Origin of the sequence: Micromonospora sp. NPDC005215 (assembly GCF_040607915.1) — a bacterium.
In the GTDB taxonomy this organism is placed as follows: domain Bacteria; phylum Actinomycetota; class Actinomycetes; order Mycobacteriales; family Micromonosporaceae; genus Micromonospora.
In genome coordinates this window covers 103993-116437 of the sequence record NZ_JBEXHQ010000020.1, presented here as the reverse complement: position 1 = coordinate 116437, position 12445 = coordinate 103993, and the positions used below count along the sequence as shown (strand labels likewise).

Annotated in this window: 9 protein-coding genes and 1 pseudogene; 7 read left to right on the top strand and 3 right to left on the bottom strand. The window is 73.7% G+C overall.

The genetic code is table 11. The features are described from left to right. Nucleotides 1–139 precede the first annotated feature (139 nt). The gene (locus ABZU25_RS17290; protein WP_355030322.1) at nt 140–2041 is read right to left on the bottom strand and encodes a hypothetical protein; all 1902 of its coding nucleotides are present in this window, start codon (nt 2039–2041) and stop codon (nt 140–142) included. Here ABZU25_RS17290 and ABZU25_RS17285 point away from each other — a divergent pair. Continuing rightward, on the top strand, nt 2030–3034 hold the full coding sequence (locus tag ABZU25_RS17285; RefSeq protein ID WP_355030327.1) for a hypothetical protein: 1005 nt from the start codon (nt 2030–2032) through the stop codon (nt 3032–3034). The two genes, ABZU25_RS17290 and ABZU25_RS17285, sit on opposite strands and share 12 nt — an antisense overlap. Beyond that, complete coding sequence (locus ABZU25_RS17280) at nt 3031–4062, top strand: HAD-IIA family hydrolase (RefSeq protein WP_355030321.1); 1032 nt, start codon at nt 3031–3033, stop codon at nt 4060–4062. The genes ABZU25_RS17285 and ABZU25_RS17280 overlap by 4 nt, the downstream gene beginning before the upstream one ends. Before the next feature lie 23 nt (nt 4063–4085). Here ABZU25_RS17280 and ABZU25_RS17275 read toward each other — a convergent pair whose 3' ends face one another. Further along, nucleotides 4086–4424 (bottom strand): SCP2 sterol-binding domain-containing protein, encoded by a 339-nt coding sequence (locus ABZU25_RS17275; RefSeq protein WP_355030320.1) that lies wholly within the window; start codon nt 4422–4424, stop codon nt 4086–4088. A 114-nt stretch (nt 4425–4538) separates the two neighbouring features. Here ABZU25_RS17275 and ABZU25_RS17270 point away from each other — a divergent pair, with 114 nt between their 5' ends. The 5 genes and pseudogenes from ABZU25_RS17270 to ABZU25_RS17250 all read left to right on the top strand — a co-directional run bounded on the left by ABZU25_RS17270 (nt 4539) and on the right by ABZU25_RS17250 (nt 11304). Next, nucleotides 4539–5189 (top strand): hypothetical protein, encoded by a 651-nt coding sequence (locus ABZU25_RS17270; protein ID WP_355030319.1) that lies wholly within the window; start codon nt 4539–4541, stop codon nt 5187–5189. A gap of 143 nt (nt 5190–5332) precedes the next feature. Further along, nucleotides 5333–5551: pseudogene (locus tag ABZU25_RS17265) on the top strand (hypothetical protein); the annotation flags it as partial. Between the two features lie 38 nt (nt 5552–5589). Next, a complete protein-coding gene (locus tag ABZU25_RS17260; RefSeq protein WP_355030318.1) occupies nt 5590–6447 on the top strand; it encodes a TlyA family RNA methyltransferase in 858 nt (285 codons plus the stop codon). A gap of 91 nt (nt 6448–6538) precedes the next feature. Next, complete coding sequence (locus ABZU25_RS17255) at nt 6539–7423, top strand: NAD kinase (RefSeq protein WP_355030317.1); 885 nt, start codon at nt 6539–6541, stop codon at nt 7421–7423. A gap of 158 nt (nt 7424–7581) precedes the next feature. Further along, nucleotides 7582–11304, top strand: coding sequence for a S8 family serine peptidase (locus ABZU25_RS17250; protein ID WP_355030316.1), 3723 nt, complete (start codon nt 7582–7584; stop codon nt 11302–11304). A gap of 79 nt (nt 11305–11383) precedes the next feature. Here ABZU25_RS17250 and ABZU25_RS17245 read toward each other — a convergent pair whose 3' ends face one another. Then, nucleotides 11384–12403 carry a helix-turn-helix domain-containing protein gene (locus ABZU25_RS17245; RefSeq protein ID WP_355030315.1) on the bottom strand — a complete coding sequence of 340 codons (1020 nt, stop codon included), beginning with the start codon at nt 12401–12403 and terminating at the stop codon, nt 11384–11386. Nucleotides 12404–12445 lie beyond the last annotated feature (42 nt).

Below are 12445 nucleotides of genomic sequence, written 5' to 3'. Positions count from 1 at the left end.
CGATGGTACTGCACTCGTGAGGGTGTGGGAGAGTAGGACGCCGCCGGACAATCTTCCAGTCGAGGGCCGCCCCATCCGGGTCGGCCCTCGACTGCGTAGCGCCATTGGTGGCGCAATCAGGAAGGATGTACCTGTGAGTTCAGGACCGCAGGGCGGAGACCGTCCCCGTCGCTACGAAGACCGTACTGACGGTGCGGGCGGACGCGACCGCGGCCCGCGCCGCGATGACCGAGACCGGCCCCCGTACCGGGGAGACCGCGACAGCGGTGGCGGCGCGCGAGGCGGCTACGCCGGCGGCCGCGACTCTGGTTCCCGTGGCGGCGACCGGGACAGCTCGCGTTCCAGCGCTCCCCGTGAGGGTGGTTACCGGGGTGGTGACCGGGACGGTTCGCGTTCCAGCGCCCCGCGTGAGGGTGGTTACCGGGGTGGTGACCGGGACGGTTCGCGTTCCAGCGCTCCGCGTGAGGGTGGTTACCGTGGTGGTGACCGGGACGGTTCGCGTTCCAGCGCCCCCCGTGAGGGTGGCTTCCGCGGCGGCGACCGGGACGGTTCGCGTTCCAGCGCCCCCCGTGAGGGTGGTTACCGTGGTGGCGACCGGGACAGTTCGCGTTCCAGCGCTCCCCGTGAGGGTGGCTTCCGCGGCGGTGACCGTCGTGAAGGTGGCTTCCGTGGTGGTGACCGGGACGGTTCGCGTTCCAGCGCCCCGCGTGAGGGTGGCTTCCGCGGTGGTGACCGGGACGGTTCGCGTTCCAGCGCCCCGCGTGAGGGTGGCTTCCGTGGTGGTGACCGGGACGGTTCGCGTTCCAGCGCCCCGCGTGAGGGTGGTTACCGTGGTGGTGACCGGGACGGTTCGCGTTCCAGCGCCCCGCGTGAGGGTGGTTACCGTGGTGGTGACCGGGACGGTTCGCGTTCCAGCGCCCCGCGTGAGGGTGGTTACCGTGGTGGCGACCGGGACGGTTCGCGTTCCAGCGCCCCCCGTGAGGGTGGCTTCCGCGGCGGCGACCGTCGTGAAGGTGGCTTCCGTGGCGGTGACCGCGAGGGCGGTTTCCGTGGTGGCGACCGCCGTGAGGGTGGCTATCAGGGTGGCGGCCCCTCCCGTGAGGGTGGTTTCCGTGGCGGTGACCGCGAGGGCGGTTTCCGCGGTGGTGACCGCCGTGAGGGCGGTTTCCGTGGCGGCGACCGGGACGGCTCCCGTTCCAGCGGCCCGCGTGAGGGTGGTTTCCGTGGCGGTGACCGCGAGGGTGGTTTCCGGGGTGGTGACCGTCGTGAAGGCGGTTTCCGTGGTGGCGACCGGGACGGCTCCCGGCCGAGCGGGCCGCGTGACGGCGGCGCGCCTCGTGAAGGCGGCTTCCGTGGCGGTGACCGTGAGGGTGGTTTCCGGGGCGGTGACCGTCGTGAGGGTGGCTTCCGTGGCGGCGACCGCGATGGTTCGCGCTCGGGCGGCCCGCGTGAGGGTGGCTTCCGTGGCGGTGACCGTGAGGGTGGCTTCCGCGGCGGCGACCGTCGTGAAGGCGGCTTCCGGGGCGGCGACCGGGACGGCGCCCGTTCTAGCGCCCCGCGTGAGGGTGGCTTCCGGGACGGCGCCCGTTCCAGCGCCCCGCGTGAGGGTGGCTTCCGGGGCGGTGACCGGGCCGGTTCCCGGCCGAGCGGGCCGCGTGACGGCGGCGCGCCTCGTGAGGGCGGCTTCCGCGGCGGCGACCGTCGTGAGGGCGGCTTCCGGGGTGGCGATCGTGAGGGCGGCTTCCGCGGCGGTGACCGTCGGGAAGGCGGCGCGTCTCGCGAAGGCGGTTTCCGCGGTGCTCCCCGTGAGGGTGGTTTCCGCGGTGGCGACCGGGCGGGTGCTTCCCGGGCCGAGGATCGGCCTCGTCGCGAGGGCGAGTTCCGCCGCGACGACCGTGCTGGCGGCTCCGACTCGTTCGACGGTGGGCGTAGCTCTGCCCCGGCCCTGCCGGACGACATCGTCGCGACCGACCTCGACAAGGACGTTCGCGCTGAGCTGCTCTCGCTGAACAAGCCGGTGGCCGAGACGGTGGCCCGGCACTTGGTGGCGACGGGTCAGCTGATCGACGAGGACCCGGCCGAGGCGTTGGCGCACGCGCTGGCCGCCCGGCGGCTCGCGTCGCGCATCTCCGCTGTCCGTGAGGCGGTCGGCCTGGCCGCGTACCACGCGGGGGAGTGGCAGTCGGCGATCGCCGAGCTGCGCACGTACCACCGGATGAGTGGTCTGCAGAGTCACCTGGCCGTGCTCGCGGACTGCGAACGGGCGCTCGGCCGGCCGGAGCGGGCCATCGACCTGTTCCGCGGCGCTGACCGGGAGAAGTTGGACCAGGCCGTCGCGATCGAGCTGCTCATCGTCGCCGCGGGTGCCCGGGGTGACCTCGGACAGAAGGACGCCGCCGTCGCGATGCTCCAGGTCCCGGACCTCACCAGCGAGGCCACGGTGCCGTGGACGGCTCGGCTGCGGTACGCCTACGCCGACGCGCTGCTCGCCGTGGGCCGACGTGAGGAAGCCCGCGAGTGGTTCTCCCGGGCCGCTGACGTGGACACCGAGGGCGAGACGGACGCCGCCGAGCGGCTGCTGGAACTCGACGGCGTCGTCATCGAGGGCGACGACGAGGACGAGGCCGCCGAGGAGATCGCCGCAGGCCCGGGCGCTCCCGGAGCGGTTCCGGCCCAACCGGACGCCGACCTGACCGGCGAGAACGACGACGACCGCGACGACGAAGACGACGACCGCGACGACGACGACCGCGACGACGACGAAGAGGACTTCGACGAGGACGACGACGAGGACGACGACGACGACGAGGACGAGGACTTCGACGACGACGAGCAGGACGGTGCTGTCGGCAGTCCTGACGACGAGAACTCCGTCGACGAGGACGAGGTCGAGGACGAGGACCGTCACCCGGACGAGGCCGCCAACGCCGACGCGGACACCGCTGTCGACGGCGGTGCGACGTCCGGCGACACGGTGAACGCCGACGAAACCGCCCCGGCCCGGGGCGACGAGTCGGAGCCGACGCAGCGGTGAACGCGGGCGCGGGGGAGCGGCTGGTCGACGGGTACACCCTTGTCGTTTTCGACCTGGACGGGGTGATCTACCTGATCGACCGGCCGATCCCCGGTGCCGTCGAGGCGGTGGCCCGCCTGCACGATGAGGGACGGGCGGTGGCGTACGCCACCAACAACGCGTCCCGCCGGTCCAGCGAGGTCGCCGACCTGCTGACGGGGATGGGTGTGCCGGCCCGGCCGGAGGAGGTGCTCACCTCCGCGGCAGCGTCGGCCGAGCTGTTGCGGGATCGGCTGCCCGCCGGCGCGCCGGTGCTGGTGGTCGGGGCGGAGGCCTTGCGTGCGGAGCTGCGCGCGGTCGGCCTGACCCCGGTCAGCAAGGCCGACGAGAATCCGGCCGCGGTGGTGCAGGGGTACGGCCCGCAGGTCGGCTGGGCCGAACTGGCCGAAGCGTCGATCGCGGTGCGCTCTGGTGCGCTCTGGATCGCCACCAACACCGACCGGACGTTGCCCAGTGGGCGAGGACCGTTGCCGGGCAACGGGTCGCTGGTCGCGGTGCTGCGGACGGCGCTGGAGCGGGACCCGGACGTGGTGGTCGGCAAGCCGGAGTCAGCGCTGTTCGAGACCGCCGCTCGGCGCGCGGGAGGTGGCCGGAGCCTGGTGGTGGGTGACCGGTTGGACACCGACATCGAGGGTGCCCGCCGTGCCGGGCTGGACAGCCTGCTCGTGCTCACCGGCGTCAACGGCGTACCGGATCTGCTGGCCGCTGCTCCGCAGCGGCGTCCCACGTACGTGGCGAGGGACCTGGCGGGGCTCTTCGACCCGGCTGCCGCCGTGCGGGTCCCGGGTTCGGCGGACGCCGGCGGCTGGTCCGTGACCGACCGCGACGGCACCCTGGAGCTGGCCGGCTCGGGGCGGCAACTGGACGCGCTGGCGGCGCTCTGCGCGGTGGCCTGGTCGGCGCCGGAGCCGGCGCTGCCAAAGATCCGCCCGATCGGCCCGGACGCGACGCACGCGGTGGAGAGCTTCGGTCTGACCGCCGCTGCCTGACCTGGGTCAGGTGAGCGGATTCGTTAGAGCAGTTTGCGCAGCTTCAGCAGATCGAACGGGTTGGCCTTGATCGACACCCGGCGGGAGGTCACCGCGCTGGTGATGTCCAGGTCGCCGCGGACCAGGGCGAGCAGGTCATCGCTGGACGTGCTCAGCGCGATCTTGGCCTTGGGGTCGTCGCCGTCGGTCAACTCGACAAGTCGACCGCCCGTGATCCGGCCGTGGAAGGCGGTGTCCAGATCGGTGATCCGGCAGGCCAGTGTCCGGTCCAGATCGATCCGTTCGCGCACCGTCTCGGCGTTACGATCCAGCCGGGCGGCCAGGTCGTGCAAAGCCTGCCGGCACTCGTCCACGCTGGCCACATCTCCCCCTCGTTGATCGCCACGCCGTCCTCGGCACCGTACCGCACGGCACAGTCAGGGGTGCCCGGTAGCGTGACACCTGCACACCCCGCCGCCCCGTGGAAGGACTCAGGCATGCAGGACGCGTGGCGCGCCTACCTCGAGCTGGCCATGGGCCTTGCGGAGGCGCCCCGGAAGAAGGCCCAGGACGTGGCACGTCGTCTCGTCGGCTCCGGCGGCGCTACCGCGGCCCAGCTCCAGGCCCTCGGCGAGGAACTGGTCACCACCGGCGCCGCCAACCGGGAGGCGCTGACCAAGCTGGTCCGTTTCGAGGTCGACCGGGCCCTCGGCGCGGTCGGGCTGGCCACCGCCGACGAGGTGGCCGAGCTGACCCGACGGGTGCACGACCTGGAACGGCAGCTACGCGAGGCGCGCGGCGTGGAGCAGATAAACCCACCGGCCGCCGCGCCGACCGCCGCCGCCGCGCCGACCGCCGCCGCCGCGCCGACCGTCACCGAGGCCGCCACCGCCGGCGCCACGGCGCAAGCCGGCCCCACGCTGGCCGCGCAGCCCGGCACCGGTCTCGTGCCCTCCGACTCCTCGGCGGGTGCCCCGGTGGCCAAGAAGGCAGTCGCGAAGAAGGCCGTGGCGAAGAAGGCCATCGCCAAGAAGGCCATCGCCAAGAGGCCGCCAACGACGATCAGCACCGTCGACGAGGCCCCCACTCCCGCGGACATGCCGGCCAAGAAGGCGGTCCGCAAGCAGCCTCCGGACGACGCCGAATGAGCCAGCCCGGTCCACCGGCCGGCGGGTCGTTCCCAGCCCGGCCCGGCCCTCCGCCCCACGCGGCGTTCCCAGCCCGGCCCGGCCCTCCAGTTGGCGGAGCGGCCCGACCCGGCTCACCAGCTGGCGGAGCGGTCCGTCCCGGCTCACCAGCTGGCGAAGCAGCCCGCCCCGGCCCGCCGGTCGTCGCCCGTCCCGGGCCGCTGCCCGACGTCGGAGACGACGCGGCGCGGCATCCGGCGGTGGACGCCGCGGTGCAGGCCATGGCCAACGCGGCGACGCTGGCCCCGGCCGATCAGATCGCACAGTACGAGGCGGCCTACGAGACGTTGCGCGAAACCCTCGCCAGCATCGACCAGACCTGAGCGGGACGACCAGGCCTGAGCAGACCGGAGAACCACCCATGGCACGTCGCAACCGGCTGGACGCCGAACTCGTCCGCCGCAGTCTGGCCCGCTCCCGGGAGCAGGCCGCCGCGTTGGTCGAGGCCGGCCGTGTCCAGCTGCGTGGGGTCGTCGCGCACAAGGCCGCCGCGATGGTCGACCCCGCCGATCCGCTGCTGGTGACCGGCGAGGACCCGATCGAGGAGTACGTCTCCCGAGGCGGGCACAAGCTCGCGGGCGCGCTGGCCGCGTTCGGGGCCGGTGGGCTGCGCGTCGCCGGCCGGCGCTGCCTGGACGCCGGCGCGTCGACCGGTGGCTTCACGGACGTGCTGCTGCGCGCCGACGCCGCCGAGGTGGTGGCCGTGGACGTCGGCTACGGGCAGCTCGCCTGGTCACTGCGCACGGATGAGCGGGTCCGCGTCCTGGAGCGCACCAATGTCCGTACCCTCGATCCGGACGCGATCGGCGGGCCGGTCGACCTCACGGTGGCCGACCTGTCGTTCATCTCGCTGCGGCTGGTGCTGCCGGCGTTGGCCGGCTGCACCCGGGACGAGGGTGACCTGGCGTTGATGGTGAAGCCGCAGTTCGAGGTCGGCAAGGACCGGGTCGGCGCCGGTGGCGTGGTCCGCGATCCGGAGCTGCGCGCCGAAGCGGTGCTGGACGTGGCGGCGGCCGCCGCGCGGCTCGGCCTCGGGCTGGCCGACGTGGCCGCCAGCCCGCTACCCGGGCCGAGCGGCAACGTGGAGTTCTTCGTATGGTTGCGCCGGGGCGCACCACCGGCCGACCCGCAGCGGGTGCGGGCGGTGGTGGCGGCCGGGCCGGACGGCCCGACGGCCGGCGACGTGCCGGACGTGGCGGCGGAGGAGATCGCAGGGTGAACGCGCGCAGCGAGGGCACCGCGACGACACGCGGTGGTAGCGGGGCGACTGTGGCGCGACGCCGCCCTGTCGCGGACGGGCGGGCGGCCCGATGAGCCGGACCGCGCTGCTGGTGACCCACACCGGCCGACGACGCAGCACCGAGCACGCCCGGTCGGTCGCCGCCGACCTGATCGCCGCGGGTTTCGAGGTACGGGTGGTCGCCGACGAAGCCGACGACCTCGACCTGCCCGGCGTGGTGCCGGTCGCCGGTCCGCAGGCCGCCGAGGGCGCCGAGATCGTCTTCGCGCTCGGTGGGGACGGCACCTTCCTGCGCGCCGCCGAACTGTCCCGGCCGGCGAAGGCGCCGCTGCTCGGCATCAACCTCGGCAAGGTGGGTTTCCTGGCCGAAGCCGAGATCGACGACCTCGACAGCGCGGTCCGGGACGTCGTCGACCGCAACTACACCGTCCACGAGCGGCTCACCCTGGACGTGACCGCCGAGTTCGACGGTGGGCCGACCATCGAGTCCTGGGCGCTCAACGAGATCAGCGTCGAGAAGGGCGAGCGGGCGCAGATGCTCGAACTGCTCGTCGACGTGGACGGGCGGCCCCTGTCGCGCTACGGCTGCGACGGTGTCGTCTGCGCCACCCCCACCGGCTCCACCGCGTACGCGTTCTCCGGTGGCGGCCCGGTGGTCTGGCCGGAGGTGGAGGCCCTGCTCCTGGTGCCGATCAGCGCACACGCGTTGTTCAGCCGCCCGTTGGTCACCGCCCCGACGTCCACCTTCGTGATCACCGTCGACCCGTTCACCACCCTCGCCGTGTTGTCCTGCGACGGGCGGCGCGTCTACGACCTCCCACCCGGTGCCCGGGTGACGGTGCGTCGGGGTGCCCTGCCGGTGCGCATCGTGCGGCTGCGGGCCCGTCCGTTCACCGACCGGCTGGTCGCCAAGTTCGGCCTTCCCGTGCACGGGTGGCGCGGCAGCCGCCGGTGACCGCGGCGTACACCGTCGGTGGACGGCAGTTGTCCACCTGACGACATGTCGCCGCTGCGGCGGCTGGCGACTAGTGACCTGGTGACAGGCTCCGTCGCAGACTCCGATCGGCCCTCATCCACGGATGGCGGGCCTGGAGGAGTAGAGGAGCACATCGCATGCACTGGTCCCCACGCTGGCTCGCCGTCGGCGCGGTCGGCGCGTTGGTGGTCGGCCTCGCCGCACCGGCGTCCGCCGACCCGCCCGTCCGGCCCACCGGCCCGAACTCGGACACGCCCACCTCGGGCGCCGCGCCCGTTCGTCTCACCCTGATCACCGGCGACCAGGTCGACCTGCTGCAGGCGGCACCCGGCCGGGTCACCGCCAGCGTCCGCCCCGGCCCCGGCCGGAACCGGATCACCTTCCAGACGGTGCAGGTCGACGGCGGGCTGCGGGTGCTGCCCAGCGACGTCATGCCGTACCTGTCCGCGGGGGTGCTCGATCCCGACCTGTTCGACGTGCAGGAGTTGGCCGCCGCCGGCTACGGCGACGCCGCACGGGGCAACCTGCCGCTGATCGTGCGCTACCAGGAGCCGGCCGCCGGACGGGTCCGGCCGCTCGCCGACGCCACCGACGCCCGCCCCCTGGAGAGCATCAACGGCGCGGCCCTGCGGATCGGCAAGGGTGACCTCGGCGGCCTGTGGAGCACGCTCGCCGGCCCGCCGACCACCCGGACCACGACCGCCGCGCCCCGGCTGGGCGGTGGCATCGCCCGGATCTGGCTGGACGGGAAGGTCCACCCGACGCTGGAGCACAGCGTGCCGCAGATCGGCGCCCCGACCGCCTGGGCGGCCGGCCGCGACGGCACCGGCGTGAAGGTGGCGGTGCTCGACACCGGCGTCGACACCACCCACCCCGACCTGGCCGGTCGGATCGCCGAGGCGCGCGACTTCTCCGCGAGCGGCAGCGCCCGCGACGGGCACGGCCACGGCACCCACGTGGCCTCCACCATCGCCGGCAGCGGCGCGGCGTCCAGCGGGCTGCGCAAGGGGGTCGCCCCGGGAGCGCAGCTGCTGATCGGCAAGGTCCTCGACGACGGCGGCTCCGGCTACGATTCGTCCATCATCGCGGGCATGGAGTGGGCCGCCCACTCCGGCGCGAAGGTGGTCAGCATGAGCCTCGGCGGCTCCGCGACCGACGGCACCGACCCGATGAGCCAGGCCGTCAACGACCTGACCGCCGAGACCGGCGCGCTGTTCGTGGTCGCCGCCGGCAACGAGGGCGCGGCGCGTACCGTCGGGGCCCCCGGCGCGGCCGCCGCGGCGCTCACCGTCGGCGCGGTGGATCGCGACGACAACCTGGCGGAGTTCTCCAGCCGTGGTCCGCGCCTCGGTGACAACGGCCTCAAGCCCGAGATCACCGCGCCGGGCGTCGGCATCGTCGCCGCGCGGGCCGCCGGCACGACAATGGGTACGCCGGTGGGCGACGCGTACACGACCGCGTCCGGCACCTCGATGGCCACTCCGCACGTGGCCGGAGCGGCGGCGATCCTCGCCCAGGAACACCCGGACTGGCCCGCCGCGAAACTCAAGGACGCGCTGGTCAGCACCACGAAGGCGAACCCGGCGCTCACCGTCTTCGAGCAGGGCGCCGGACGGGTCGACGTGGCCCGGGCGCTCGGCCAGCGGGTGTACGCGTCGGGCACCGCCGACTTCGGTCGGCTCAGCACCGGTGGTGCGACGGTCGAGCGGGCCGTGACGTACACCAACGGCACCACGGCGTCGCAGACCCTGCGGTTGGCCCTGGAGCTGCGCAACCTGGACACCCGCGCGGCCGAGACCGACGGGGTCGCCCTCGACGGCACCGAGGTGACAGTGCCGGCCGGCGGCAGCGTCGCCGTGCCGCTGCGCGCCGACCCGGCGAAGCTGGACCGGGGTCTGCACAGCGGTTGGCTGGTGGCCACCGGCGCGGACGGCGTCGCGGTGCGCACCGCTGTCGCGCTCACCCTCAGCGGCCCGCTGCACACCGTGACCGTGCGGGCGTTGGACATGCGGGGCCAGCCGGGTCTCGCGTCGGTGCTCACCCTCTTCGGCGAGCAGCCCGAATCCGACTGGCTCGGCTGGGTCGGCGGCGAGGTGCACATCCAGGTCGAGGAGGGCCCGTACCTGGTCGAGGCGCTGATCGAGCACGGTGCCCCGCTGGACGAGCAGGTCACCCTGGTCACCGACCCGGAGCTGCTTGTCGACCGGGACCTCACAGTGGTGCTCGATCCGCGCAAGGGCACCCCGGTGCGGATCGAGACGCCGAAGCCCGCCGAGCAGCGGTCGACGATCAGCTTCTACGAGCACCGGGTCTTCGGCAACGGCCGGCAGGTCGACCACGGGGTGATGACGTTCAGCACCGTCCAACAGGTCAACGTCACCCCGACCCGCCCGGTGGGCACTGGCGAATTCGAGTTCTCGTCGCGCTGGCAACTTGTCGCGCCGATGGTGGACGCGACGATCAGCGGCGTGTCCGGTCCGCTGGACATCAACCTGATGGGTTACTCGCCCGCGCCGACCGACCGGCGCAAGCTGCCGCTGGTCTGGGCGGGCACCGGCACCGCCGCCGAGCTGGCCCGGGTCCGTGGCGCCGCGGCGCTGCTCACCACCAGCCCGGACGCCTCGGAGGAGGACCAGATCGCCGCGGCCGCCGCCGCCGGTGCGAAGGTGGCGCTCATCGTCCGGCCGGCCGACCAGAGCGCGTGGACGTCCTGGACCCCGTTGGGCGACCGGCTGCCCATCCCGGCGCTGGCGATGGCGTACGACGACGGGCAGAAGGTGATAGCGGCGGCCCGGAAGGGCCGTGCCACGCTGGACCTGACGCTGACCGTGGAGAGCCCCTACCTGTACGACGTGTGGCAGGTCTCGAAGGGGCGGGTCCCGGAGCGGATCACGTACCGGGTCACCGCGCAGAACACCGCCGAGGTGACCGCCCGTTACGGGGGCGTCGGTGGCGACTGGGCCAGCGAGCAGCGGTTCGGTTGGCGTCCGTGGCAGGAGACCTCCTGGAACGACAACCAGCGGCTGGTGCGTGCCGGCACCACCCGGCAGGAGTTCGTCAGCGCCGGTGACTCCTGGTGGCAGCACCAGGTCATGCACAAGATCACGTTCATGAGCGACGGGCGGTTGACCGGTGGCCTGGCCGAGCAGCCCCGGCGGTACTCCGGTGCCGACCGGGTGAGCGAGACCTGGCACGCCCCGGTGATCCGACCGGCAGTGCCGGCTGGAGGCACGGTGCCGGTGCCCACGCGTACCGGGGACACGCTCAACCTGCGGGTGCCGGAGTTCGTCGATGCCGAGGGGCACTACAGCCTGGCCGGAAACAGTGAGGAGTCGGACACGGTCGAGGCCCGGGTCAGCCGGGACGGGCAGCAGCTCGCCGATCTGTCCGGCGGATGGGCGCCGGTGCCCACCACCGCGGGGCGGGCCCGCTACCGGCTGGACCTGACCACGAAGCGGTCCTCGGCTGAGTGGCGCTACGCCACCCGGACCGACACCGCCTGGGAGTTCACCTCGGCTCGCCCGACGGGCGACGCCGCCGCGCCGTTGTCGCTGTTGCAGGTGGACTACCGGGTGCCGGCCGACCTGCTCGGCACGGTACGCGGCGACCGGCCGCACCAGCTGGGGCTAACCCTGCGTCAGCCCGCCGGGGTGCCCGCGCCGACCGGCACCAGCGTCCGCGTGCAGGTCTCCTTCGACGGGGGCGTCACCTGGCGCAACGCGACGACCAAGGGGTCGGGTACCCGGTACACCGCGACCGTGCCGGCCGGGCGCGGAACGGTGTCGCTGCGGGTGCGCGCCGCCGACCGGGCCGGGAACACCGTCGAGCAGACGGTGCTCCAGGCGTACGGGCTGCGCTGACCTGGGAAGGGCGGGGCGGCTGAGTCGTTCCGCCCGCCCGGGTGGGGTCCGCCGTCGGTCGACGGCGGACCCTGCCGCGTCAGAGCCAGCCGCGTCGGGCGACCTGGAACGCCAGCCCGGGCCGGGTGTCCACACCGGCGGCGGCCATCAGGTCGGCGATCCGCCGCTGCACGGTCCGCCGGCTCACCCCGAGCTGAGAGGCGATGGACTTGTCCGGTACGCCGGCCACGAACAGCGACAGCAGCCGCGCCTCGTCGGCGTCGGGCTGGTAACCGTCGCCTTGTTGATCCGTCGGAGCCGGGCGCCGGCCGTCGGTTGTCGGGACGGCGAGGGGATCGTCGAGCCGCAACCGGGTGGCCACCCGCCAGTGGCTCTCGAAGAGGGCGAGCAGCGCGTCGAGCAGTTGACTGCGGCCGATCACGGCGGCGCTCGGTTCACCGCCGTCCCGATCCGGCACCAGCGGGCAGATGGCGATGCGGGCGTCCACGATGGCCAGTCGGACCGGCAGCCGGTCCAGGACCCGGGCCTGCTCCCCGGCGGCGACGCCCTTGGCCAGGTCGGCCAACGCGCCCGGTTCCAGCAGCAGGTCACGCTCGTAGATGGCCCGGTAGCTGACCCCACGGGCCAGCGCGTCGAACTCCTCGACGTTCTCCGGCCCGGCCATGGCCAGGGGATTGGCGCGGCAGAACCAGAGCACCTCGGTGCGTGCCGCATTCTGCAGATCGCGCAGACGGTCCCGGAGCACCCGGGCGCCGGCGATCACCTCGACGAGGTGGTCGACGTGGTGCCGTCGCAGCCCGGACCGGTACTCCTCGGCCAGTTGGGTGACCCGCCGGCGGGCCGCCTCCAGGTCCTCCTGGCGGCGCAGGAGCGTCCCGCCGAGGGCGACGTCCGGGGCGGTCGGGCGCAGCGGCGCGTCCGGGTCGTTGTCGGTGGGCTGCACCAGGCCCTTGGCACGCAGCGCCTCGACCTGGGCGGCGACCTGGTCGCGGGGTCGGTTCAGCCGGCGGACCAACTCGTCGATGCGGGCCGTGGTGAGCTGGAGCAGGCAGCGGTAAAGCTCCTCCTCAGCCGTGGTCAGGCCGATCACATCCAGCACGGGGCAGAACTGTACGGCGGCCGGGTGTCGGCCGTACCCGGG

Excerpts from the sequence above, each read along its gene's own strand:
- ABZU25_RS17270 (WP_355030319.1), top strand. The coding sequence starts at position 4,539 with ATGCAGGACGCGTGGCGCGCCTACCTCGAGCTGGCCATGGGCCTTGCG.
- ABZU25_RS17260 (WP_355030318.1), top strand. The coding sequence starts at position 5,590 with ATGGCACGTCGCAACCGGCTGGACGCCGAACTCGTCCGCCGCAGTCTG.
- ABZU25_RS17255 (WP_355030317.1), top strand. The coding sequence starts at position 6,539 with ATGAGCCGGACCGCGCTGCTGGTGACCCACACCGGCCGACGACGCAGC.
- ABZU25_RS17250 (WP_355030316.1), top strand. The coding sequence starts at position 7,582 with ATGCACTGGTCCCCACGCTGGCTCGCCGTCGGCGCGGTCGGCGCGTTG.